General features: G+C 54.0%; 20 protein-coding genes. 17 read left to right on the plus strand and 3 right to left on the minus strand.

The window, feature by feature from the left end; genetic code table 11:
• Positions 1 to 54 precede the first annotated feature (54 nt).
• Positions 55 to 753: an ABC transporter permease gene (locus tag ACLHIJ_RS05250; RefSeq protein WP_411298592.1), complete on the plus strand. Its 699-nt coding sequence runs from the start codon at positions 55 to 57 to the stop codon at positions 751 to 753.
• Between the two features lie 140 nt (positions 754 to 893).
• On the opposite strand, the gene ACLHIJ_RS05255 is transcribed toward ACLHIJ_RS05250, so the two are convergent.
• Positions 894 to 1,175, minus strand: a complete 282-nt coding sequence (locus ACLHIJ_RS05255; protein ID WP_411296560.1) for a hypothetical protein — start codon at positions 1,173 to 1,175, stop codon at positions 894 to 896.
• A gap of 284 nt (positions 1,176 to 1,459) precedes the next feature.
• Here ACLHIJ_RS05255 and mtnA point away from each other — a divergent pair, with 284 nt between their 5' ends.
• From mtnA to ACLHIJ_RS05315, 12 genes are all read left to right on the plus strand, one after another.
• Positions 1,460 to 2,482, plus strand: coding sequence for an S-methyl-5-thioribose-1-phosphate isomerase (gene mtnA, locus ACLHIJ_RS05260; RefSeq protein ID WP_411298593.1), 1,023 nt, complete (start codon positions 1,460 to 1,462; stop codon positions 2,480 to 2,482).
• A 130-nt stretch (positions 2,483 to 2,612) separates the two neighbouring features.
• Positions 2,613 to 3,665, plus strand: coding sequence for a BMP family ABC transporter substrate-binding protein (locus ACLHIJ_RS05265; protein WP_411296558.1), 1,053 nt, complete (start codon positions 2,613 to 2,615; stop codon positions 3,663 to 3,665).
• A gap of 122 nt (positions 3,666 to 3,787) precedes the next feature.
• Positions 3,788 to 5,299, plus strand: coding sequence for an ABC transporter ATP-binding protein (locus tag ACLHIJ_RS05270; RefSeq protein WP_411296557.1), 1,512 nt, complete (start codon positions 3,788 to 3,790; stop codon positions 5,297 to 5,299).
• Positions 5,299 to 6,435 (plus strand): ABC transporter permease, encoded by a 1,137-nt coding sequence (locus tag ACLHIJ_RS05275; RefSeq protein ID WP_411296556.1) that lies wholly within the window; start codon positions 5,299 to 5,301, stop codon positions 6,433 to 6,435. Before ACLHIJ_RS05270 ends, ACLHIJ_RS05275 begins: the two co-directional genes overlap by 1 nt.
• Positions 6,428 to 7,327: an ABC transporter permease gene (locus tag ACLHIJ_RS05280; protein ID WP_411296555.1), complete on the plus strand. Its 900-nt coding sequence runs from the start codon at positions 6,428 to 6,430 to the stop codon at positions 7,325 to 7,327. Before ACLHIJ_RS05275 ends, ACLHIJ_RS05280 begins: the two co-directional genes overlap by 8 nt.
• A gap of 23 nt (positions 7,328 to 7,350) precedes the next feature.
• Positions 7,351 to 7,812, plus strand: coding sequence for a cupin domain-containing protein (locus ACLHIJ_RS05285; RefSeq protein ID WP_411298678.1), 462 nt, complete (start codon positions 7,351 to 7,353; stop codon positions 7,810 to 7,812).
• A gap of 135 nt (positions 7,813 to 7,947) precedes the next feature.
• Entirely contained in the window at positions 7,948 to 8,721 is a 774-nt protein-coding gene (locus ACLHIJ_RS05290; protein ID WP_411296554.1) for a GntR family transcriptional regulator, read from the plus strand.
• 2 nt (positions 8,722 to 8,723) lie between these two features.
• Positions 8,724 to 9,350 (plus strand): class II aldolase/adducin family protein, encoded by a 627-nt coding sequence (locus ACLHIJ_RS05295; protein ID WP_411298594.1) that lies wholly within the window; start codon positions 8,724 to 8,726, stop codon positions 9,348 to 9,350.
• A 225-nt stretch (positions 9,351 to 9,575) separates the two neighbouring features.
• Complete coding sequence (locus tag ACLHIJ_RS05300) at positions 9,576 to 10,337, plus strand: SDR family NAD(P)-dependent oxidoreductase (protein WP_411298595.1); 762 nt, start codon at positions 9,576 to 9,578, stop codon at positions 10,335 to 10,337.
• Between the two features lie 63 nt (positions 10,338 to 10,400).
• On the plus strand, positions 10,401 to 11,183 hold the full coding sequence (locus tag ACLHIJ_RS05305) for an MTAP family purine nucleoside phosphorylase (RefSeq protein ID WP_411296551.1): 783 nt from the start codon (positions 10,401 to 10,403) through the stop codon (positions 11,181 to 11,183).
• 87 nt (positions 11,184 to 11,270) lie between these two features.
• Complete coding sequence (locus ACLHIJ_RS05310; RefSeq protein WP_411298596.1) at positions 11,271 to 12,053, plus strand: nucleoside phosphorylase; 783 nt, start codon at positions 11,271 to 11,273, stop codon at positions 12,051 to 12,053.
• A gap of 247 nt (positions 12,054 to 12,300) precedes the next feature.
• Complete coding sequence (locus ACLHIJ_RS05315; RefSeq protein WP_411298597.1) at positions 12,301 to 13,359, plus strand: glycosyltransferase; 1,059 nt, start codon at positions 12,301 to 12,303, stop codon at positions 13,357 to 13,359.
• A gap of 198 nt (positions 13,360 to 13,557) precedes the next feature.
• On the opposite strand, the gene ACLHIJ_RS05320 is transcribed toward ACLHIJ_RS05315, so the two are convergent.
• Positions 13,558 to 14,733 carry a glycosyltransferase gene (locus ACLHIJ_RS05320; protein WP_411296548.1) on the minus strand — a complete coding sequence of 392 codons (1,176 nt, stop codon included), beginning with the start codon at positions 14,731 to 14,733 and terminating at the stop codon, positions 13,558 to 13,560.
• Positions 14,734 to 14,967: 234 nt separating this feature from the next.
• On the opposite strand from ACLHIJ_RS05320, the gene ACLHIJ_RS05325 reads away from it, so the two are divergent.
• From ACLHIJ_RS05325 to ACLHIJ_RS05340, 4 genes are all read left to right on the plus strand, one after another.
• The gene (locus tag ACLHIJ_RS05325; protein ID WP_411298598.1) at positions 14,968 to 17,553 is read left to right on the plus strand and encodes a VaFE repeat-containing surface-anchored protein; all 2,586 of its coding nucleotides are present in this window, start codon (positions 14,968 to 14,970) and stop codon (positions 17,551 to 17,553) included.
• 108 nt (positions 17,554 to 17,661) lie between these two features.
• The gene (locus ACLHIJ_RS05330; RefSeq protein ID WP_411298599.1) at positions 17,662 to 18,276 is read left to right on the plus strand and encodes a hypothetical protein; all 615 of its coding nucleotides are present in this window, start codon (positions 17,662 to 17,664) and stop codon (positions 18,274 to 18,276) included.
• A gap of 19 nt (positions 18,277 to 18,295) precedes the next feature.
• Positions 18,296 to 20,650: an RNA degradosome polyphosphate kinase gene (locus tag ACLHIJ_RS05335; protein WP_411298600.1), complete on the plus strand. Its 2,355-nt coding sequence runs from the start codon at positions 18,296 to 18,298 to the stop codon at positions 20,648 to 20,650.
• Positions 20,651 to 20,680: 30 nt separating this feature from the next.
• Entirely contained in the window at positions 20,681 to 21,655 is a 975-nt protein-coding gene (locus tag ACLHIJ_RS05340) for an NUDIX hydrolase (RefSeq protein WP_411298601.1), read from the plus strand.
• 650 nt (positions 21,656 to 22,305) lie between these two features.
• Here ACLHIJ_RS05340 and ACLHIJ_RS05345 read toward each other — a convergent pair.
• Positions 22,306 to 23,307, minus strand: coding sequence for an anion permease (locus ACLHIJ_RS05345; protein ID WP_411296543.1), 1,002 nt, complete (start codon positions 23,305 to 23,307; stop codon positions 22,306 to 22,308).
• Between the last annotated feature and the right edge of the window lie 3 nt (positions 23,308 to 23,310).

Genomic DNA, 23,310 nt, shown 5'->3' on the forward strand with positions numbered 1-23,310 from the left:
CGCGCGCCGAGCCCTTTTCGTGGCTTTGGTGCAGTGGTAGCAGCTCATTTTCGAATGAGTTTGTTATCGGTGTGGTCCTTATTTACGGTCGGTTTACCGCTGTGTATGTATCTGATTTTCGGTACTGGGCAATCGTATAGCCGGATTGATGTGGGGCACGGTAACGTTGCTGCGACGGTCTTAGTGGCGATGGCCCAGTATGGAACGATTGTGGCGACCTCTATGACGGGTGCAAGCATTGCGGTGGAAAAGACTCAGGGGTGGCTGCGCACGATATACCTGACTCCGCTGGGAGTTAACCGCTATATTTCTGCGCGTTGCGTTGCAAGTTTGTTTGTGACGATGGTCAGCATTGCTTTGGTGTACCTGGCGGCTCTGTTTACTGATGCGCGCATGGAGCCACTCGTCATCGTGCAGACCTTCCTTTTGGTGACGGCAACTGCACTTTTGTCAGCTTCTTTGGGGCTGCTTGTGGGGCTGGTAGTGCGTGGCGAGGAGGCATATTCCGTGCTTGGTGGTGGGACGGCTATCTTGGGATTCCTCTCCGGAATTTTCATTCCTTTGGATCAGATGGCTAAACCCCTGCAAGTGATTGCCCAGTTCACCCCGTTTTGGGGTGCGAATCGCCTGGTGACTTGCCCTATCTATGGCTGGGAGCACCTGGAAGCAAAATCTCTCATCAACGTGGCAGTCTGGTTAGTGCTGTTGTTACTTGGGATACGTCTGGCGTCTAGGCGTTCTACGCGACGTTGAGTTTCGAGGTAGACGGCGCGGCTAGTAGGCGCTTTACGGCGCGGTGCGTCAGGCGCGTTGACCGCCGCCCGGCTGTAGTACGGGTGTGTGGTTGCGTCGTATATTTCTAGTGTTTGCGCGAGTTCTCGCTGGCGCGGCTCTTAGGAAACCTGAGGGGTGTCGGAGGTGTTCGCGGTGTGCTGGGCGTGGGTTTTGGCTTCGCGATCCAAACGCCATAACCAGTAGGCGTCAATGAGGACGATAGCGGCGTTCATTGCCATGAATGGCCATACCGCGAGGATGGCATTGTAGATAGTGGCGATGAGTGATCCGATCAGGTTGTACCAACGGAATTTGACCTGGCTGGCCAAGATGAGGGAACAGATCACCATGAGGGAGCCGGTCCATCCAAAAATCTCAAGAATCGTCCGAGTCTCAAACATAAGTATGTCCTTTCCGTGCGTGGAGTCGGGTATTCCAGGATAAGCGCCATTGCTGCTTTGTGCACTGTTCGTCGTCGCGTCGTGTCGTCGGTGCTATGCCGGACATTGCGATCTCGTGTCAGTATGTGAGAAAACCCGTTGACGTTAGATGGCATCGAGGTATAGATTTTATAACAGCACAGTTGTTGGACATCTAGCAACATAACAACTGAGATGTTGGACAAGTGCTATGGCTGTATGTCGGTACAGCCAGCAATATCTTGACTAGCAACAACGGAGATGCAGTGAGAACTATTGATTGGGTTGACGACCACATCGAACTTATCGATCAAACGAAACTGCCAGGCGAACTCGTCATCCGAAAAGTAACAACACTTGATGACCTCATCGACGATATTCAGCGTCTCGCCGTCCGTGGCGCACCCGCGTTGGGCGTCGCCGGAGCAATGGGGGTTGCGCTAATTGCTCAAGGAAATCCCGATCGAGCAACCCTGGAATCAGAAGCGCAACGCCTAGCTAATGCCCGCCCAACAGCCGTAAACCTATCCTGGGGCGTAAAAAAGACGATGGAGAAAGCCGACGGAGGTTTTCCCGCGCTATTAGAAGAAGCATTGAAAATCCGAGATGACGATATTGCCTCGTGCTATTCGATGGGGCAGTACGGAGCAGATCTTATGGATGAGCTTCTTGACACGGATACCTACCGAATCATGACAATCTGCAACACAGGCGGCCTGGCCTGCGTAGAACGCGGAACGGCACTCGGGGTTATCCAAACGCTCTTTGAGCGTGGAAAACTTGAAGAAGCGCTACCAGTTGAGACTCGCCCGTTATTACAAGGCGCTCGACTCACCGCCTGGGAACTGACGAATATGGGCGCGCCATTCCGCCTCATCTGCGACTCGGCGGGACCATTCCTGCTATCCCGTGGTGCGGCCCAGGCCGTCTTTATCGGGGCAGATCGTATTGCGGCCAACGGCGACTCGGCAAATAAAATTGGCTCCTTCTCCTTATCCTTAGGTGCTAAAGCTGCAGGTATTCCGTTCATCGTCGTGGCTCCAGAATCAACGATTGATTACTCTACGGCCACTGGCGCTGATATTCCGATCGAAGATCGTGGATCAGAAGAAGTGGCAAACTTCCACGGTGTGCGCACTGCGCCGGAAGGCACACAAGCGATCAACCCAGCTTTTGATGTCACACCGACATCGAATATCACCGCAATCGTGACGGACCGACGAGTCATCCGAGTTGATCGCGGTGAAACCCCACAAACAACACCTCTTGGTGAAATCCGCGCAAAGTAACACCTAATAACAAAATAACACCCATAAATAACAGCGGCGGCACTGCCCGTCGCACCAAACAAATACAACCCACAACAACGAAGTAGTAACCAAGCCGATGTGTGTGCACATCACAAAGGAGACGGCTCCCATGAAAACTTCCATGAAGCGGCTATCAGCCATCACAGGCGCGGTAACGCTAGCATTAACCCTCGCTGCCTGCGGTGGCGACACAAAAGGCGCAGATAATGCGGGAAACGGCGATGGACCGCATTACATCTACCTGACCAACGATCCCATCGGGGTCAATAAATTCCTGGAATCAGGCAAGACCGGCGTTGAGGCCGCTGCAAAGAAATTCGGCGGAACCGCGAAAGTCTATGAAGGCTCCGATGAGACGTCCATGCGGCAAAATATGGAAGCTGCCATCCAAGAACAGCCCGACTTCATCGTGACGATTACCTTCGACTTTACCGATATGACAAAGGAATTCGCACAGGCCCATCCCGATCAGAAATTTATCCTCATCGACGACTGCCCGGCGAAAGACCAGCCATCCAATATGTACTGCGCGGTATTCCGCGAACATGAAGCCGCCTACCTGCTGGGATACGAAGCTGGCATGCTGACAAAGACCGGCGGAATTGGCTCGGTAGGCGCCGTCGATATTCCGTTCATTCATCGCTATACGGACGCATTCGCGGAAGGCGCTAAGGCTGCCAACCCAGCGGTTTCCGATCATCAGCTCTTCATCGGCGGTCAAAATCCTTTCTCCGATCCAGCTCGAGCAAAGGAACAGGCTGCCGCAATGACGGCAACCAATGTGGACCATATCTTCGCTGTTGCCTCTGGCTCCAACGGTGGCGTATTTGAAGCAGCAAAAGCAGCAAAGATTACTTCCTACGGCGTGGACGTGAACCAGTGCCCAGATCAGCCAGGTGCAATCGGCGATGGCACGCTCAAACTGATGGATACGCTCATCCCGGATCTGATCGGTCGGATTAACGACGGGACGGCAGAACCAGTGAATTCCTACGGTCTGAAAGAAGGCGGTATGGATATCGTCTCCCTGCATGAGGGGGCAAAGGATTCCGGTTGTACCGTGATGGAGCATCCGGAGGTCGTGACCAAGCTCGAAGAGATCAAGAAGCAGATCATTGACGGCACATTGAAGCCCGTAGATGCCACTGGCGTCTACAAGTAAACAGTGCAGATGAGGTGTACGGGCCTCATAGGTGCTGTTGCGAGGTGAATGGTGGCGGGATCGTTCAGAAACGCTCCATAGCGTCTGACGTCCCGCCACCGTCACGAGGGAAAGAGAGTTTCATGTACGAAGTTGAGATGCGCGGTATCACCAAAACATTCCCGGGTGTGATCGCGGATGACAATGTCGATTTCTTCGTGCGTCCTGGTGAGATCCATGCCCTAATGGGAGAAAATGGTGCCGGCAAATCGATCCTGATGTCGATGTTGGCAGGCTTATATCAGCCAGACGCAGGCGAGATCATTATTCGTGGAGAGAAAAAACAATTTCATTCCCCGCTTGACGCGATTAGCGCCGGAGTGGGGATGGTCTTTCAAGAATTTCAACTATTCGGTTCGATGTCGATTGTAGAAAACATTGTTTTCCACGAAGAGCCCGTCCGTCAAGGCCGTATTGACCGTGCTCAAGCGCGTAGCAAAGTCATGGCAATTGCGGATAAATACGGCTTAGATATTGATCCGGATATGAAAGCACACGACGCTCCAGTGGGAATCCTGCAGCGAGCTGAGATTATTAAGGCCTTATACCGCGAAGCAAAGATTCTTATTCTGGATGAACCGACGGCGGTGCTGACCCCACAGGAAACAGATCGACTCTTTGAGGTGCTGCACACCCTGCGCGAAGATGGGCACACAATCATCTTCATCACCCATAAATTGCGGGAAGTGATGGCAATTTCTGATCGTGTGACAGTACTCCGCGATGGAAAAGTGACCGCGCGTTTGGAGACTGCACAGACAACCCCCGAGGAAATTTCCCGATATATGACTGGGCGTGATGTGGATTTAACCATGTCGCCAGCGACAAATCCGGTCGGCGACATCGTACTGCGGGTGCGCGATGTGGAAATCGAATCTGAGCGAGATTTAGAGGCAGTGCGCGGGGCGAGCTTAACTGTCCGTGCCGGTGAAATCGTCGGTATTGCTGGGGTGGCAGGTAATGGCCAATCCGAACTGGCAGAAGCCATTGCAGGTTTGCGCCCGACGAGCAAGGGATCGATTGAGATCGCCGGTAAAGACGTCACTCGTGCGTGTGTGCGGGAACGTCGGCAGGCCGGATTGGCCTATATCCCAGAAAATCGCCAAGGGGTCGGCTCCGCACCAACAGGAAGCGCTACAGAAAATCTCGCGATGGGTCATCATCGCAGTGCGCCGATTCGCCCACGTCGGTTATTAAATCGCCGCGCGATGGCCACCTTTGCCCGAGATCTCATCGAACGATTCTCGGTGCGTATTGCCCATGAAAATGTTGCGGTAGGGACGCTATCGGGTGGAAATCTGCAAAAGATTTTGGTTGCGCGGGAAATGGAACACCGATCCCCGCTTCTCATCGCTGAGCAGCCCACCCGAGGCGTCGATATTGGCGCAATTGAATTTATCCATCGTCAGTTAACCTCATATCGCGATAGCGGCGGAGGAGTGCTGCTGATCTCGGCAGAACTCAGCGAGATTATGTCGCTATCGACGCGCATTCTCGTGATGTACGAGGGGCGGATCGTAGCGGAACTTCCCGCTGAATGTGCCACTGAAGAAAAACTTGGCTTGCTGATGGCTGGCGGAAAGGTAGGAGACTGATGCGTCGGTTTCGCGATAGCCTCACTCGGCTTGTGAGTGGGCCGATTCTGCTGTCTATCGTATTGGCATTTGCCATTGGGGCAATCTTTATTGCCTTGGCGGGATATTCGCCAGGTGGAGCCTATGCGGCGATGTTGCATGGTTCCATCTTTAGCCCGCTCGGCGTGCTCAATACGATTCAACGAGCTATTCCTCTGGTTGGTATGGCTATGGCAACGGCGATTGCCTTCCGTGCCGGTATTTTGAACATCGGCACGGAAGGGCAGATGGTCGTCGGCGGGACGGTTTCCGCTCTGGTTGTGCTGTACGTGCCTGGCCCGGGGATATGCGTTTTATTCCTGGCCCTGATCGCAGGATTTGCGGGCGGTGCGCTGTGGGGAATCATCGCCGCGCTCTTCCAATTCTGGCCCGGAGTGCCGATCCTTATTTCCTCGCTTTTGCTCGCGTACCCCGCTCGCTATCTATCCTCATGGCTAGTGCGTTTCCCCTTTAAGGATCCGGAATCCTCTATGGTGGCCACGCGGCAATTCGATCCGTCAACGCAATTACCGATGTTAGTTCCGCCAAAGTCGGGATTGGGGCAGAGCCTGACCTCAACCTTTGGGCGGGGCACATTTTTGCCGACCCTGCTTACCCAGGTGAACTGGGGATTGTTTATCGTCCTGGCCATCGTCGTGCTCATGCTCTTCGTCAATAAACGGACGGTCTTTGGCTACGAATCAGGGATCTCAGGATTGAATGCGCGCTTCGCCCAGTACGGCGGCGCCAACGCTCGGGCATTGACCTTTTCCACTATGGCGATCTCAGGCGGAGTTGCCGGGCTGATCGGAACAATTTTCGTCATTGGCGCACCAAATACGCGCTTAATCGAAGGAGCCATTGTTTCAACGAACTACGCCTGGACGGGCCTACTCGTCGCCCTCCTCGCGATGTATCGACCAGCCTCAGTTTTGGTGGCAGGTATCTTCTTCGGAGCGATCATGGCTGGTTCGGGCGCAATGAGCCGAGAACTTGGGATGTCCCCGCAGATCGCTGCGGTTGTTCAAGGTCTGGTCATTATCCTGGTGGCTTTCCACGTGGGCTGGCCGAAGTTAAGGAAACGCATCACGGCGAAGGAAGGAGAGCCTCGTGAGTAGCTTTTTTGATGGTGCTCTCATTGAGTCCCTTGTTCGAGCCCTCATCCCCATTTTGTTGGCTTCCCTTGGCGGATTGATCTGCGATAAAGCAGGTATCTTCAATATCGCGTTAGAGGGGCAAATGCTGGTGGGCTGCTTCGGGGCAGTGGCGGGATCCTATTACACGAGCAACGCCTTCGTTGGGGTGCTCATCGGGGTACTCGCTTCGCTGTTGTTCACAGTGATTCTGGCTTTCGGTTCCGTTACCCGCAAAGCCGAACCGATCGTCCTGGGCGTCGCAATGAATATCTTGGCTGTCGGGGTGACGTCATTCCTGCTGGTGGGGTTGTTCAACGTCCAAGGAGTATTCCAAAATCCGCGTATCGCGGGTCTGCATAGTATCCGTATCCCCGGATTAGCTGATCTGCCGTGGATTGGGCCAGCACTATTCGATCAGACGGTACTGGGCTATCTGTCTTTCGTATTGGTCTTTGTGTTGTGGGTGTTGATCTTCTCAACCCCCTGGGGGCTGCGCTTACGCGGCGTGGGAGAAAACCCGCTTGCGGCCCAAACCCTCGGGGTAAGCCCATATCGCTACAAGTATGCGGCCATCATGGCCTCCGGTGTGCTGTGCGGTTTAGCTGGAGCACAACTGGCATTAGGTAATGTGGTGCAATTTTCGGAGAATATGTCGGCTGGGCGAGGCTGGATCGCTGTTGTGGCAGTGATGCTAGCGCGCTCACATCCCATTGGGGTGCTCGGGGCAGCAACACTTTTCGGCTTCACTGAGGCAATTGGATTCCGGCTGCAAGGCCAAGGATTGCCGGCACAGATTACCGACGCGGCGCCCTACGTCGTGACCTTAATCGCTCTGCTGTTCACTGCGAAACAATTTAAGAAGCGAAATATCTAGGAAAGAGGCGAAGACGAGTGGATATGCAGGGGAGCGATCTCACGCGCGAGGAGGTCATTGCGCTTTTGAATCTTGCTCCGCTAGAAGGCGAAGGAGGGTTCTATCGGCAGACGTACGCGGATAAAAACTCGACCGCGATCTACTTCCTCGTCGGTGGGGACGCCTTTTCCGCATTACATCGGCTAACCGGGCAGGAAACATACCATTGGTATGGGGGCGCGCCCCTAGAGATCTTCACGATTGATCCGCAGGGTAATGGGTGTACTCGCCTCATGGGGATGGATTTGCCAGCAGGGCAGGTCCCCCAACTGGTTGTGCCAGCAGGATATTGGCAAGGATCGCGTTCGAGCGGCTCGTGGACGCTAGTGGGCACAACGATGGCTCCTGGCTACACTCCGGAGGGTTTCGAGTTGGCGACGGAGAAACTCATAGCACAATACCCGCAATATGAATGCGAGATTCGGAGGTTGCTGCCGGTCGAATAACTATGTATCGAATCGGGCGTGATGCGCGGTTATTGCGCCTGAGTACCTCGTCGAAGAAAAGTTCACGTAATCCTACGTAGATAGCGGTAATTCCGCTAAGGTATGCATAATCAGATAAAAAAGGAAGGGTTACACATGTCGTCTCGACCATCAGAGCACTCGTCATTTTCTGCGGCTGCGGGCGTCAAGCGCGTCAAACGGCAGAAGATTTCGAGCGTGGTGGCGGATGACATTCGCAGCCGGATTCGCGCCGGAGAATGGGAACCAGGCGATCCGCTTCCTTCTGAGTTTGGGCTTGCCGCAGAATATGCGGTGGCGCGCGGGACGATTCGGACCGCGATCCAAGAGCTGGCAACTCAAGGATGGGTCGTCACCAAACACGGTGTGGGATCTTACGTCACACAAATGGGGCAGTCGGTGGCAACAAATATTGCCGAACTGACCTCAATGACGGACATTATCGTCAATGCTGGAATGGAAGCGTATATGAACTACACGGCTCGGCGTTCGCGCCCGGCTGGTGAGGTCGATGCGCGGCGCTTTGGCATTGGAGAAGATGATCTGGTGTACGAAACACGCCGTCAGGTGGAAGCTGATGGCGCGATGGCGGCGATCTCTTTCGATATTTTGCGAGCCGATATTTTTCCGCAAGGTTTCCACGTCGATACCTTAGCGGGATCCCTATTCAAATATTTGGAATCCATCGGGTATCCGATTGCCTATGCTGATACGGGGATTCACGCTGTGGTTGGGGAAGATCTCGGACTCCATCTGGAAGCGCGCTACGAATCATTCTTAGGGTTATATCAACTGCATTTCACCGTCGAGGGCACTCCTGTCTTTTATTCACGGACATTCTTCAGGGAGAGCTTCTTCGAGTTCTCGCTGATGAGAAAACGAAAAGGATAACAATGGCGAGCTGTGACGTCGATGTGCTCATCGACTCAATGATCTCTATAGGTAAGAAAGCAGTAGAATCTGGGCTGGTGTTAGGCTCAGGCGGAAATATCTCCGTTCGTCACCCGCAACGGCGCAATAGCTTCATCGTGACGAAGTCTGGAACATGGTTTGACGCATTGACGCCGGACTCTTTTTGCGAAGTGGAATTAGGCTGTGACGGATGGCCGACGGGTAATCCCTCCTCGGAGTGGAAGCTCCATGAGCGAACGTATGTGGCTCGGCCAGATATTAATGCGGTTATTCATCTGCATCCGCAGTACGCGGTGTTGCTGAGTGCTATCGGGAAGAAGATTCGGTTTTTTACTCTTGATGATGCCTTGTACGTCAAGAGTTATGGGCAGGTTCCTTACGCCCCTAACGCTTCAGATGAGTTGGCAGAATCGGCGGCAGCGGCTGCCCAGCAGCATAACTGCGTGATTTTGGAACATCACGGCTGTTCGTGTCTCGGTGAGGATCTGGCGATGGCCTACCGGCGCGCATGTTTGTTGGAACAGGCGGCAAAGAACACGTACCGAGCCCTGCTGCTTGGGGATACGACGTCGCATTTTCCGGAGGGCGTGGAGCTTATCCACAAATAGGTTGACGCGAAAATTAGGCTGAGCTGCCGGTGGATAAGGCCGGCACATCGGCGCAATTCTTAAATGACGAATCGGCATGTGAGCGTGGTCAGGGATGATGTGCGCGAGGTCGAAAATAGGGACGCCCGTTTGCCATAGGCGCGAAGGTGCGCGAAATGCAAAGTGAAATAGCGGCATTTCTCATGGTGCGGGAAGAAAACAGAAGTGTAACGGAGAAGAGAACTCATGATTGATCTTTCAGGAAAGACGGTACTCGTCACAGGCGCAGACGGCGGTTTGGGCCAGGGCATCGTCCGTCAGTTCGCGCTGGCAGGTGCCAATATTGCGGTTCATGCTATTGGTCCGAGCGAGCGGGCAGAGCAGATGGTTGCGCGGTTGCGTGACAGCGGTAAGCAGGCGATGAACGTCACGGGTGATATTCGCAGTGAAGCCGAGATGGCGGCCGTGGCGGCGGCGGTGGCGGATCGTTTTGGGCGGATCGACGTCCTGGTGAATAACGCTGGGATTCAGCCGCTGTGTGCCATGGAGGAAATGGATAAAGCCACGTGGGAACAGACGGTAGATGTGGATCTGACGGGAACTTTCGTCGTCACTCAGGCGGTATCGCCCCTGATGCGGGCCGACGGTAAAGGCGGGCAGATTACTCATATTGCGTCGATTGAGGCGTCGTTGCCGGCGAAGAATCATTCGCACTATGACGCGGCGAAGGCGGGTGTGAAGATGTATGCCCGCAGTGGTGCATTAGAGCTGGGTAAGTACGGAATTCGGGTGAATTCGGTGTCGCCGGGTCTGGTGGATCGGGGTGATTTAGCCGAGCAGTGGCCGCAAGGCTATGGCTCGTGGATGGCGGCGGTACCGCTGGAACGCACGGCTTTTCCGGATGATATTGGGCAGGCGTGCGTGTTCCTGGCTTCTGATTTGGCGAGTTTTATTTCTGGTCATGATCTGGTTGTTGATGGTGGGATGTCAGCCGTTGCCGCGTGGTGATGGTGTGGGCGTGAAAATGGCGCGTTTAGCTATGCGTCTGTGGTGTATGTGAAGGAGAAAACAGTGGTTGAGATTGGGATTATCGGGGGCTCTGGGCTGTATGAGTTATTAGACGAGCCAGAGCATCGGGTGGTCCATACGGAGTATGGGACGCCTTCATCGGAGATTTCTTTGGGGAGGATCGGCGGGAAAGAGGTGGCCTTTATGACTCGTCATGGTAAATCTCATGCCGTGCCACCTCATATGATTAACTATCGTGCCAATATTGCGGCATTAAAGGAGCTGGGGGTGACGACCCTCATTACGTCTTCCGTCGTCGGATCTTTGCGAGCTGATTATCAGCCAGGAGATTTTGTTATCACGGATCAATTTTATGATCGGACGTGGGGGCGCGAATCGACGTTCTTTACCGGCCCGCAGGTCGTCCATGTTTCGCTTGCTGATCCGTATTGTCCTCGTATGCACGATGCGGGTGTTGCGGCTTTGGAATCGCTTAACGAGACGTTCCATGACGGGGGAACCTCGGTTGTTATTCAAGGTCCACGTTTTTCTACTCGGGCGGAATCACGGGTTTTCCAGCAGTTAGGGTTCTCGGTGCTCTCTATGACGCAACATCCGGAGACGACGCTTGCGCGTGAGGCAGGGATGTGCGTGTTCAATTTGTCTTTCGTCTCTGATCTCGATGCGGGTATTGAGGGCTTACAAGATGAGCCGGTGACGGCGGGCATGGTTTGGCGTCGTGTGGCGGAGGCTCAGCCGCGTATTAAGGCGGCGTTGGCGGCCATCGTTGACGCGGTTGTGGTTGATCCGAGCTGCCCATGTCATGAGGCTTTAGCAGATATTTAGTAGGTATTTCGCAGATTTGTAATGCCTGGTAGCGGTACGCCTTATGGATGTTAGATGAGGGTGTGAAGCGTTGCGGATAGGCAAGGAATGACGGAAGGGACGAGGAAAATGGAGCTGGTACGGACTAAAGCAGACGAGGTACTGCCGTTAACGCGGGTGATAACGAAGGATTTGCGCCCGCGCGTTTTAGTGGTTGGCGATCCAGCGCGGGCACAGCGTGTGGCGAGCATGCTTGACGATATGCAGGAATTGGCGAAGAACCGCGAATACTGGAGTTTTAACGGTAGCTGGAATGGTGTGCCGATCACGGTTATTTCCCACGGTGTGGGCGCGTGTGGGGCGGCTGCTGTTTTTGAGGAGGTGTGCCGTGGCGGGGCGCAGCTCGTTATCCGTTCGGGGACTGCTGGCGGGCTACAAGATGATGTGGTTGATGGCGATATTGTGGTGGCCACTGCGGCGGTTCGGGCTGATGGTTTGAGCCAGCGGATTGTGCCGTTGGAGTATCCGGCAGTGTCTGATACTCATGTGGCGGTGGAGCTGGAACGGCAGGCGCGGAAATCGGGTTTGACGGTGCATTTTGGGGTGTTAGCGACGATGGCCTCGTTTTATCCTTCGCCGGTCTTGCCTAATGAGCAGGTGTTGTGGCGTGACGCTGGAGCTGTCGGGGTGGAAATGGAAGTGGCTGCGCTGTTCACGATTTGTGGTTTGCACCGAGTGCGTGCGGGTGCTTTGGTCGCTATTGACGGTAATCCGTTGAAAGATAATGACGAGGCGATGACGGATTATCAGCCGGATCGGCAGATTGTGGATCGTGCAGTGCAAAGTGCTCTGCAGGCCGCATTAGATACGTTAGCGACGGTGGAACTGTAATAAGGGGTGGTCTCTCGGGCGCGCAATGCAGGCATGAAATATGGTACCTGCATTGCGCGCCCATTTTTCTTGTTGTGCCATGTGTCGTATGTGCGAGGTAGCTCTATTACGATAAAGATGATCGGGTGGTGCGCGTCAGCTAGATAGCGCGGATCGGGTTGCGCGGTGGTTCGTCTGGGCCTGGCGCATTGGAGCGCATTGTGTGACGTGGGCTGTGGCGTGACCGGAGCAGGAAGGGGCGGAGAAGATGTCGTCGTATGGTCCTCAGACGCGGATCTTGCATATTAACGAGGTAGCTAATGTGCCCAGTACGCTCGTCGCTCATGCTCGGCAGAGTGGAAAACAGTGGGCATTGCACCGGATTCCTGCAGGTCGTGGCTGCCCGGTGCGGGTTCTCGGTTCGCGCCTGGTTGATCTTGAACGGTTTTCTCGTTTTGCCCATCAGGCCGATCTTATTGATCTGCATTACGCCACGAATGGCTATTACGGTTGGGGATCAATCCCGCTGGTGCTTCATCTGCACGGTAGTGATGTTCGCAAAGATTGGCAGCGTCCGGGATTGCGATATGTGATTTCACGAACCTTGGAGCGTGCCGACGCGGTGGTGTGTGCGACGCCTGATCTTTTGGAGTGGGTGCGTCCGGTGCGTCCGGATGCGCGTTGGCTGCCCAATCCGCTTCCTCCACAGTACGTAACAGCGCCGCCTGCGCCCGTCATTCCGAGGCGGATTTTTCTTTCGTCTCGCTGGGATCTCACTAAAGGTTTAGATGTTTTGCTTCCTTTGGCTCGCGAGCTTGTGGAACGTGGATATGAGGTAGTGGGGGTTGACTGGGGGACGCATACTGCGCAGGCACGCAACGCTGGGGTTCGGCTTTTCCCGCATTGTACCCCCTCGGAGTTTGCGCAGTTGTTGGCGAGCGCGCAGGTGGTCGTCGGGCAGGTGGAATTCAGTTTGTTGACCATGACGGATTATCAGGCGCTTAGTTTGGGCAGGCCAGTGATTGCGGCGGCCAGCGTGGAGGGTGCGCCGATTGCGGCGGTGGATGTTCGCACTGCTCCTTCGTCGGTGCAATATCCGCATGCGATGCCTGGGGATTTTCGGCTGTGGCCGCATACCGGCTTGACGGCCCGTGATCCGCAGCAGATTGCGAATCTGGTTGAGGCGATCTGCGCGGGGGATCATGTGTTGGCTGATTGTCCCGATAATGCTTTATTGCGGCGCGAATGGGTTATGGAGCGGCATGGTGTTGAGGTGGCGCTCGCGGCTGTGGAGCGAGTGTACCGAGAGGTGTTAGGCGAAAAGTAGCTGGATGTGTGGATATACGCAGGTGTGCGCGGTAGTGCCTTGATGGGCTCTGGTGTTTTGCCGGCGTGGCGCGTTAACTAGGCAGGCAACCGCGGAGCGCAGAGAGAAACGCAGATATTCTATGCGTTGGGTGTGTGCTTGTGCGCCACGGTTCGCATGCCGGTGTGGATATATGCGCGGATGTATCCACGTCCCAAGTTACTGGGATTTTTGCGTGAGAATTTCGGCGACGTATTGGGCGCGGCGTTCCCAGGTGTGTTCGTTGCGGATACGTCGGCATTGTTCGCGTTTTTCCTGCACATCGTCAGGGTGTGCGAGGAGGTAATGAATGAGCTCGCTCAAGGCTGCGGCGGAATTTTCTGTGGTCCAGCCAATGCCGTTATGGGTGACGACGTTAGCGGTGACGGTGTTATCCACAGCAATAATCGGCTTGCCGCGCCCGATGTATTCGTAGAGCTTGAGCGGGGCGGCGAAGGCTCCGTAGGAATGTGGCTCCATCGGGACGTAACAGATGTCGGCTGTGGCGTATAAGGCGTCGCGTTCCGGACCAGAGGCGTGAATCAGCGTGATGTTTGGGGTGCTCAATACCTCGTGGTATTCGTCTTGGCAGCGTTCCCAGTTATCTTTGGGAACGCACATGGTGAAGTGAATGTCTGGGATGGTGGCGGCGGCGTGAACCATGTTCAGGAGGCGGTAGTGCCCGCCGAGGCCGCCAATATAGAAAATATTGAGCGTTTTGTGGGCTGATGGTGTGGCGGTGTGTGCTGCGGGCGTAGTGGTATCGGTGCTGACGAGGGAGGTCGCTGTGGCTGCATCGCCGATGATTGATCCGTCGTCAATGATGGAGGCGCCGGGTGGTAGCGGGATGCAGCGGGCTGAACGCATGGGAGGCAGATAGGGGATCATTTCGCGTGACGGCAGGAAGAGTACGTCGGCGTATGCGTCATATCCGCGCAGTTCGTAGCGGTAGGTCGCTTTCATGATGGAACGCAGTGGTTCTTTGACGTGTTCCCGGTAGAGCGGGAAGCGCCAGTAGGCGTCTCGATAGAAAACTGACGTGGGGATATGGTGGGCGCGGCAGAGGCGGAATAGTGAGAAATCAAGGAGAAAATGCGGTGGGAAGTGCCGTGGTTCGGTCACCATCGCGGGGATGGTTGCGTTTTCTGAGTAGAGGAACTCGAAGTGTTGCCCGGCGGCGAGCTTTTTACGCAGTTGTGCGATGCGTTGTTTGCGTTCGGCGGCATAGCCGGTGATCTCGAATACGGTGTATCCGGCTGCTTCGAAGGCGTCGCGCATGGCGACTGGGCGCAGTCCGGAAGCGCCGACCGCCTTGCGGTTCAGGGGGTAGGCGGTGTGAAAAATCATGGCAGGCATGGGTTCTCGCTCTGTTCTTAAGCGGTGTTCTTTGAATGTAATCGTATCGAACGCGATGGAAAGCAAAAACATTCTCTTTTGTTTGTGTTTTGGTGTTGTGGATATTTCGGCGTATGTGGAAAGCAAAAACTGCAGAGAAACACGCATGGAACGATCTCGACAGTGCAGGAGGTGCTCGAAGAATGGGTGCCCCTCGCCACATGAGAGGAAAGACGAGAGAGGAATCATTGCGTGATGTCCACAAATCACACACTTGAGCCAGTACAGCGGAAAGCGACGAGGATACTAGCAGCAGGATTCATCATGCTCAGTATCGTCATCGGTTATCTCGCTACGATGCCCAGCGCGTATGCCGAGGAATACTTCCCAGGATCGCAACAAAAATGGCGAACGGATGATGGTGGCTGGATTCGCTTAGGGGCTATCGCCCCGCCAGTAGGCTCTGGAAATGACAATCCGGTTTACTGCACAGATATGGCAAAAAATCAGCCTGGCATCCATGACAGCGTTACGATTGCGACTCTGCGTGATTCGCAGATGTGGGGTCCACCTGAATTAGATATGACGACGGCACAGCTTGCCTGGCTAATGGCAAAATATCAATACTCACGCGATAGCGGAATACAGTCAGCACTGTCATATGTGATTCACGCGAATTTAGAGCAGACAACAGATCCCTCTGTGCAAAGCTCTCAAGAAGCAGTGGATTATCTTGTGGCGCAAGTGAAAAAGACTGCCCCGGCACTGCATACCCAGGCTATGCAAATGGCCGCGGAAGCGAGAAAGAGTGCGGCGATCAACTACCAGCCAGGTATCGGAGGAAACGCAGATGCTCTTAACGGGCAGGTTAGTGGTATTGGTGTGCAAAATGCCGATGGGCAGTATCTCGCAGGCAAGGCCCTGACGGTAACGATGGAAGGTCCAGCGGTATTTAGCGCGACGGGCACACAGACGTGGTCCGGTCTGTCGGCAGATCAGCCATTGAACTTGGAGTGGCGGGCAACGGGAACAGGGCGAGTTAATCTCAAGACCACCTTCGCCGGTGATCTCGATTATCTGAGCCAATTAGGTAACCCAAATACTCAAGTCACCGTGCAACTGCCCAAACTATCTGATCCATATTTTGTTACCGTCTCCGGTAATAGCTGGTCAGTGCGATATGATTTTCAGCCAATTGGCGTCTCACACGTCGATAAAATCAGCACAGATGGCAGCTTTGTTGACGTGTTCACCGCTCAGGCTGATCCGCATTATGGGAGTGGGCAATGGTTAGAAGTCGGTGGGGCGCCAGTTCCCGTAGTTTATGAAGCAACTGCATACTACATTGGCGATCATCCGATTACTGCAACCGCAGATGTTCCAGCAGCGGCACAGGTAATTGGTGTGCAACATGTGACGGCGGTTGGGCCAGGGGAGATCTCTGCGCAATTCACGGGGGCACCTCCAGGATTTGCCACGGTAGTTTGGCGGGTTGTCCACGCCGATCAACCTGCTCAGAGTCAGCCATATATTCATGGCGATTGGTCGGATCACTATGGATTGGCTGAGGAAACTGTTTCGCACCACCGTCGTATTGAAGTGGATACTGCTGCGGCGATACGCACAACTCAATCAGGGATATACCTGGTTGATGATATTTGGGTTAGCGGTTTTCCGGAGGATCATGGATCATTTTCCGGCGATGAGCGCTTCACCCCAGACGTTGCCACGCTGACTCAACGCCTCCTCTTTTTCCCCGAAGGCGTGGAAGTGCGCGATGAAAACATAGAACACGCTGAAAAGATTGCCGAAGTTGAGATTCCGGCACGTAATGGGTTCTATCCCACGAGTGGCTCGCCGCAGTTTCGGGTACGCACCGATGAGCAAGGTAATCCAGTAGTGGGTACGTATGTTTTTGTAACGGAATTTGCTGGGGATAGCCGCGTTGCTCCTTTCCGCTCTTCGGTTAGCGATACCACAGAGCAGTTCAGTATCGGCAAGGAGCCACGTTTGCATACCACCTTGCGCTATCACAACACTCGGTTACCGATACCGGCGCTCAATCATATTCCGGTAGTCGATCAGGTGTGCTATCTGAATGTAACACCAGGTACTAGCTATGAGATTGTTGGTGAATTATATGATCGCGATACGGGAGCAGCACTAACCGATAGCAATGGGAAAGCGAATACGTCCCGAGTTACCCTGCAGGCAGAGCAATCCTCCGGATGTGTGGACGTCAGTTTTGTTGTAGACGCCAGTGCCTTAGCCGGGCATCATATCGTCGCTATGGAGAGCCTGTATCACGACGGAAAAGAGGTTGCTTCCCATCGAGAACTCAGCGATGAAAAACAAACGCTGCCCGTCAGCGCGCTGCAGACCACAGCGTCCGCGCCATCTGGGCAGATAGCGCGAGCTGCCGGGCAAGTGATTACTGACACCGTCTGCGAAACAAGTGGGGCTTTCGTTCCGGGAGCGCAGTACACAGTCCGTACCTGGTTAGTTGATGAGCGCGGTGAACTCGTCAGGAACAGTGCAGGAGATGTGCAAGAAACAGCGTTTCAGCCTCATGATCCCCAACAGTGTGCGCAGATTAATGTGGAATTTGATGCGCGAACAGTGAGCGGGGATGCGGTTGTCGTCTTTGAAGAGATATATGCTGAAGGCGTGTTGGTTGCTGCACATCGAGATCTCCAGGATACAGCCCAGCGGGTAACGCTACCTCCCAATGTTCCTCCTCGATTGTCGCGCACTGGATCGGCAACACTGCTGATCGGGGTAGTAGCCCTTGCTTTACTTGGCGCTGGCGCGGCGGCAATCCGAATCTCAGTTCGTCGTTAATCGCTGTGGTGTTGCGCGTATTGCGCCGCAGCACTGAGGAATTCGCCGGAATTGTATTCCATCCGTGTGGGAAGTGTTAGACAATACAGGTAAGGAAATGGAGGCAAGATGAATCGACCCCGTCGCCCTGCTCAATTAACTCCGGAGCAGATTGAGCTAATTGAAGGTGAGGCTGATACCGCAGCAATTTCTGAGCTGGCACATACCTCAGCGCAAGCTATTGTTCGCATCGGTTCTCTCCGTCAAGAACCTGATGAGGTTATCACTCGTATTGTCGATCTCATTCAGTCAGAAGGTATCGATGTGCTCGCTGAGTCGTGGGTACATTCTCCGGAAGATTCGCTCCCAGGTATTTTATGGCGGGGGTACTTGCTACACGAATGGCTACGGCGTTTCCCGCTAGAAGCACGGGAACGTCTTGCTGCTGCCCGATGCGCTATGCGGGAAGATAGTGGGCAGCAACAAGATCTCGTCGCTGAGCCTAACGAGGTATATCAGGCCTGGGCGGAGGTATTTCAGGGAAACTATACTGGTGACTTCGCCCAGGTATTACATATCTCGGCTCGTTTCACGGATTTTATTGGGTGTGTTCAGCCCGTATGGATTAATGATGACGGGCATCCGCTTGCTACGGAAGTAACCCGTCGGGATACGGCAATGCTGCGAACTAGTCAAGAGTTTTGGCAGGCTGAGCAGTTGCTGGATAGCGGTCAGTTGAATTAATCGGAGAAAGTAGGCAGCAGTGAGTGACGAGAAAATCGAGTGGAGCGAGGCAGACCGCTCAGATCACATCAGAATACCCGATCAGGAAGCTAGTACCGACTACTACAGTGCTTCTGGGGCTCCTGAGATTGTGAATCTACGAGCTAGAGTTGCTGAGGAAATTCGGATGGGTACGCCGGTCACTACTGAGGAACTGATCGAAGAGGCGGAAGAAGCTGTGCGCGAAGTTGAACATGAGCAGGACGTCTACTGCCAAAGCGATCTACCACAAGGGCGCTTTCTCGATCGAGAATTATCCTGGCTTGCGTTTAATGAGCGCGTTTTGGAACAAGCCGAAGATCCAGATTTGCATATTCTGGAACGGGCGTGGTTTCTCGCGATTTTTGCCTCGAATCTCGATGAATTTTATATGGTTCGAGTTGCTGGTCTTATGCGCCGCATTGCAACGGGGATGGCCGTCACGAAAGCCTCGGGGCTAACTCCTCGGCAAGTACTTGATGGGATTATTGCGCGCACACAAGAATTGCAGCAGCGCCATGCGCGAGTATTCCGCGATGATATTCAACCGAAGCTGGCATCCGTCGGTATTGTTATTCGCCATTGGGATGAGCTAGGGGAGAGCGAACAAGAACGGCTCTCGAAGTTTTACCGTAAACAAATCTTCCCGGTATTAACCCCGCTGGCTGTCGATCCGGCGCATCCTTTCCCATACATTTCAGGATTGTCATTAAATCTTGCGGTATTGGTCCGTAATCGAAAGACGAATAAAGAGCTGTTCGCTCGGGTAAAAGTTCCCCCATTGCTTCCCCGTTTTATTGCAGTGGATTCTGAGGGTCGGCCATATCGTCCAGAAGACGTCCCGACTGACGAGCACGGCAACACCTCGTATATTCCGTTAGAAGAGGTGATTGGCGCGCATTTGCAGTCGCTGTTCCCAGGGATGGACGTCGTGGAATACTCGACGTTCCGGGTAACGCGCAACGAGGATCTGGAGGTAGAAGAAGATGACGCAGAAAATCTTCTTAAAGCCTTAGAACGCGAGCTGTTGCGGCGGCGTTTTGGTCCGGCTGTGCGGCTAGAAGTCGATGAAAATATCTCGGATCGGGTACGTTCCCTCCTGGTGCGCGAACTTGGAGTGCGTGATGATAACGTCTTACATCTGCCGCCACCTTTGGATTTAACAGGCTTAAACGTCATTCACGATTTGGACCGGCCACAACTGAAATACCGGAAATTCGTTCCGGTGACGGCTCGCGGCATCGTTGAGGTGGAAACTGCACAGACGCCGGATATTTTTGAAGCGATACGCCGTCGCGAAATCCTGGTTCAACATCCCTATGAATCATTCTCAACTTCGGTGCAACAATTCATCCGGCAGGCAGCGGAAGATCCTAAGGTTTTAGCTATTAAACAGACTCTGTATCGAACCTCGGGGGATTCCCCAATTGTTGACTCTCTGATTCGTGCAGCGAACGCAGGTAAGCAAGTGCTGGCTGTCGTCGAGATTAAGGCACGTTTTGATGAAGAGAACAACATCGAGTGGGCGCGAAAATTAGAACAAGCTGGCGTTCATGTGGTCTACGGGATCGTCGGGTTAAAGACTCACTGCAAACTTGCCCTGGTTGTTCGCCAGGAAACAGATGGTTTGCGTCGCTACTGCCATATCGGAACAGGAAATTACAATCCCAAGACGGCACGTGGATACGAAGATATTGGCCTGTTTACCTGTGATCGCGATACCGGCCAAGATCTGACGCGACTGTTCAATCAGCTTTCTGGATATGCGCCAAAGGCAAAGTTCCATCGCCTCATGGTTGCGCCAATTGGGATCCGATCCGGATTGATTGAACGCATTGAGCGCGAGATCGAGAATAAGAAAGCTGGAAAAGAGGCGTGGGTGCGATTGAAGTGCAATTCAATCGTTGATGAACGCATTATTGACGCGCTATATCGAGCCTCGCAGGCGCAGGTGCCGGTGGAGATTCAAGTTCGCGGAATTTGTTGTTTGCGAGCGGGGATCCCGGGGCTATCTGAAAACATCACGGTTCGATCTATCTTGGGTCGATTCCTTGAGCACTCCAGGATCTACGCCTTCGCTAACGACGGCGATCCAGAGGTATGGATCGGATCGGCAGATTTGATGCACCGAAATCTGGATAGGCGAATTGAGACGCTAGTGCGCATTACTGATCCAGAACATAAAGAATTCCTTATTGATCTTGTCCGACGAGCCTGCTCAGACGAGGTCCAATCTTGGCACATGACCAGTGAAGGATGGCAGCACGTTACCCATGACGCGGCTGGCAATAAACTTGGTCATCTGCAGGATTATCTGATGGCACGAGCGCGGCAAAGCGTCGCAGACCATGTGTGAGAAATAGCGATCATGGATAAGGAATAGCCAGTGCGAATTCACGTTCGAGCTGCGGGAGCGATTGTCTGGCGTCGGCGAGGAAGAAAGATTGAGGTGCTGCTCGTTCATCGCCCGACGTGGAACGATTGGTCCATCCCCAAAGGCAAGGTCAAAGGTGTGGAAACCTTGCCAGAGTGTTGCGTGCGCGAGATCAAAGAAGAAACCGGCGTTGATATTGTGCTGGGTATTCCGATTGACGTCCAACGCTATCGCTTGCCGGGTGGCAAGCGTAAAGAGGTGCGTTATTGGCTGGCGCAAGAGCTGAGCGAAGCCCATCTATTACGGGCGCGGCCAGCGATAAAACGCGCTCCGCGTTCCGAGGTAGATAAGGTTATATGGTGTGATGTGCGAACGGCTCGGAAGAAGCTGTCAACTGCCGCAGATCGCACCACGTTAGAAAAGGCAGTTGCCGCGATTAACGCTGGCGCTGCCGAATACGTCGTGAAAATATGGGTGCGCCATGCCCGCGCCCGTAAACGTGCATCGTGGGCAGGAGAAGAAAGCGACCGGCCACTGACTCGTTCTGGGCAACGACGTGCAGCGGGAGTAAATGCAATCCTCAGTGCGTATGGGGTGCGTGATCTCGTTACATCGCCGTGGAAACGCTGCGCGCATACCCTGCGTAGCTATGCGCGCAGCTCTCGGATCGTATTGCGAAAGTGCCCAGCCCTGACGGAGACGGCGTATCTTCACCATCCTGACGCCTTTGCTAACGAGATCAAAACAATAATGTGTACGCAAGATTCCCTTGCGGCATGCGTACATCGCCCAACTTTGCCAGCGATACTCGATATTCTTGGTCGTTACGCTAAACCCGCGATTCGCCGACGCTTTCCTGCAGACGATCCGTGGTTGAAAACCGCAGAAGTGCTCGTCGTACACACCCTGCCATCGCAATCACAGCCACGTATTGTTGCGGTGGAACGTTTCCGCCCAGCCGATTCATGCGGCCAAACAGGGAAGTAGGTGACGCTGAGCAGAAGAGCAGACAGAGCCCACACCGCCGGGAACTGGGGAAAGCAACTTTTTCAGCGGTAGCGTTCAGAATGAAAGGTATGGCAAACAGCGATGGGGGGGGAGATACCGCAACTATCGGGTTTGCAGATGCTGGCAATCCGATTTATAGCTGCCTGGATACTCGTATATGCGCCCACATACCCACAACGAATAACGTCGTGCAGATGAAGAAACCCTAGGCAATCAGGGGCAGTCGTTATCTATTAAGGCAAGCTATTAATTATCTAAGCAAGCTTTTATGTATCTAAACGAGCTGTTACGTATGTAAGGCGTTTTATTTATCCGAAGGTCTACTGTTTATCCAGGGAGCCAGCCTGCATTTATTTCATTTATTTTGTGCAATACGTACCGCTACCATTCTCATATCGCGCGTCTGTATAGGCGCGTTTACATCGGAGCGCCCTATCTCAAGAGATCTCACAGTTACGGGTTTACAAGCCCCAAACCCTTTACCCCAGAGCATTAACAGTGAGGCATTTAGCATTAGCATGCTTATTGAGCTTTATCGCGAGTGCGTTTACAGCCAGCGGTTCTAAGCACATATAGCGAAGCGGCCGCCACGTTTCCTGCGTGACGGCCGCCCCAACACAAAGCATCTCCTAGTGAATAAAGAGGTGCAAAATAAAGCAGAACACTGCTGCAATCGCGCCGGCGGCAGGGAAAGTAATGAACCACGCGACGACGATATTCGAGGCAGTTCCCCAACGCACGGCAGACTTACCGTTCGTTGCTCCCACACCCATAATCGAGGCGGTGATGGTATGCGTGGTTGAAATGGGCGCTTTGAACGCAAAGGCCATCACATAGAGAACCGACGCAGCCACCGACTCCGCAGCGAATCCTTGTGCGGGGGAAAGATCAGCGATCTTTGTGCCGAGCGTCTTCATAATTCGCCAACCACCGGCATACGTTCCAAAGGAGATTGCCCCAGCAGCCGACATCATGACCCAGATCGGTACGGATTTGCCGTCGTGGAAACCGCCTGCAACCAGGGCCAACACCATAACACCCATCGTTTTTTGGGCGTCCTGTAGGCCATGCCCGAGAGCGGTCGCACCGGCGGAAATCGTCTGTGCCACCCGAAAACGCTTCATTGTCGTCTTATATGGTGCGCGCTTAAAAATCGTGCGAATCAACGTCATCAGCAAAAATGCTAAGACGAAGCCGACGACCGGGGATAAGAACATTGGGATAATGACTTTTTCCCCGATGACCGGCCAATGTACTGGGGCAGATACCACCAGCGCTGCACCGGCCAAACCACCGATAAGACCGTGCGAGGATGACGAGGGCAGACCAAACCACCAAGTAATCAAATTCCAGGAAATCGCGCCGAGTAACCCAGCGAGCACAACCACAAGACCAGAAGTGCCCGTCGGAGTATCAATGATTCCCGAACCGATCGTCATTGCCACCCCAGTACCGAGCATGGCCCCGACGAAATTCATACCGGCAGCCATCATCAGGGCGGCGCGCGGAGTCAGAGCACGCGTAGCAACCGAAGTTGCAATTGCGTTTGCGGCGTCATGGAAACCGTTCGTGTAATCGAATACCAGTGAGATAACGACGACGAGAACGACCATCGCTACTAACGGATCCACCGT

Origin of the sequence: Trueperella sp. LYQ141, assembly GCF_046599555.1 — a bacterium.
Lineage (GTDB): Bacteria > Actinomycetota > Actinomycetes > Actinomycetales > Actinomycetaceae > Trueperella.

What these genes read in the sequence shown, in the direction of transcription:
- ACLHIJ_RS05290 (WP_411296554.1), top strand. Translation starts at nt 7,948, where the DNA reads ATGTCGTCTCGACCATCAGAGCACTCGTCATTTTCTGCGGCTGCGGGC.
- ACLHIJ_RS05310 (WP_411298596.1), top strand. Translation starts at nt 11,271, where the DNA reads ATGACGGAAGGGACGAGGAAAATGGAGCTGGTACGGACTAAAGCAGAC.
- ACLHIJ_RS05300 (WP_411298595.1), top strand. Translation starts at nt 9,576, where the DNA reads ATGATTGATCTTTCAGGAAAGACGGTACTCGTCACAGGCGCAGACGGC.
- ACLHIJ_RS05315 (WP_411298597.1), top strand. Translation starts at nt 12,301, where the DNA reads ATGTCGTCGTATGGTCCTCAGACGCGGATCTTGCATATTAACGAGGTA.
- ACLHIJ_RS05255 (WP_411296560.1), bottom strand. Translation starts at nt 1,175, where the DNA reads ATGTTTGAGACTCGGACGATTCTTGAGATTTTTGGATGGACCGGCTCC.
- ACLHIJ_RS05275 (WP_411296556.1), top strand. Translation starts at nt 5,299, where the DNA reads ATGCGTCGGTTTCGCGATAGCCTCACTCGGCTTGTGAGTGGGCCGATT.
- ACLHIJ_RS05270 (WP_411296557.1), top strand. Translation starts at nt 3,788, where the DNA reads ATGTACGAAGTTGAGATGCGCGGTATCACCAAAACATTCCCGGGTGTG.
- ACLHIJ_RS05330 (WP_411298599.1), top strand. Translation starts at nt 17,662, where the DNA reads ATGAATCGACCCCGTCGCCCTGCTCAATTAACTCCGGAGCAGATTGAG.
- ACLHIJ_RS05250 (WP_411298592.1), top strand. Translation starts at nt 55, where the DNA reads ATGAGTTTGTTATCGGTGTGGTCCTTATTTACGGTCGGTTTACCGCTG.
- ACLHIJ_RS05285 (WP_411298678.1), top strand. Translation starts at nt 7,351, where the DNA reads ATGCAGGGGAGCGATCTCACGCGCGAGGAGGTCATTGCGCTTTTGAAT.
- ACLHIJ_RS05265 (WP_411296558.1), top strand. Translation starts at nt 2,613, where the DNA reads ATGAAAACTTCCATGAAGCGGCTATCAGCCATCACAGGCGCGGTAACG.
- ACLHIJ_RS05325 (WP_411298598.1), top strand. Translation starts at nt 14,968, where the DNA reads ATGTCCACAAATCACACACTTGAGCCAGTACAGCGGAAAGCGACGAGG.
- ACLHIJ_RS05320 (WP_411296548.1), bottom strand. Translation starts at nt 14,733, where the DNA reads ATGCCTGCCATGATTTTTCACACCGCCTACCCCCTGAACCGCAAGGCG.
- ACLHIJ_RS05295 (WP_411298594.1), top strand. Translation starts at nt 8,724, where the DNA reads ATGGCGAGCTGTGACGTCGATGTGCTCATCGACTCAATGATCTCTATA.